Annotated in this window: 2 protein-coding genes; both read right to left on the reverse strand. The window is 39.6% G+C overall.

Going from position 1 to position 429, the window contains the following annotated elements; all coding sequences use genetic code 11:
• A partial coding sequence (locus KP705_RS18010) for a hypothetical protein (RefSeq protein WP_215765283.1) occupies window positions 1-231 on the reverse strand: 231 nt, incomplete at its 3' end.
• Window positions 228-429, reverse strand: a 202-nt coding sequence (locus KP705_RS18015; protein WP_215765284.1) for a hypothetical protein, incomplete at its 5' end; no start/stop codon positions are given. The genes KP705_RS18015 and KP705_RS18010, both read right to left, overlap by 4 nt.

A 429-nucleotide genomic window follows, 5' to 3' on the forward strand; every position in this document is an offset into this window, starting at 1 on the left:
AGCACCATCGCAAGCCTGCTCATGCTCACGCTCAAGAGCTTCTAAATCCTGACAAAAAACGAGAACCGGCTTGCCTGGATTTTCAACATGCAAACAGGCATCCGGATTTCTCCGGGTAGCCTCATCTATAGTCTCTTTAATATTCCACTTCTTAGACTTCGTTGCCTTGTCGGAAGGCTTTACAAGCACTTTACGACTCAGCATCTCAAAATGTGCGAATTGATAACTCATGACAACGATCCAAAAAATTTCTCGCAAATCGTTGAGAGTCTTCTTTTAAAATCATCAGACGTACAATTTTCCAAATCTAAATTATCGATACTCGAATACAAACCATCCTTGTCACATTCTTCTAAATCTTTAACCCAAAGGCGTATCTCATCTTTATTGTCATTAACAAAAACACACTCGTAACAAAAATCATCCTCG

It is taken from the genome of Gluconobacter sp. P1D12_c (assembly GCF_018812105.1).
In the GTDB taxonomy this organism is placed as follows: Bacteria; Pseudomonadota; Alphaproteobacteria; order Acetobacterales; family Acetobacteraceae; genus Gluconobacter; species Gluconobacter oxydans_A.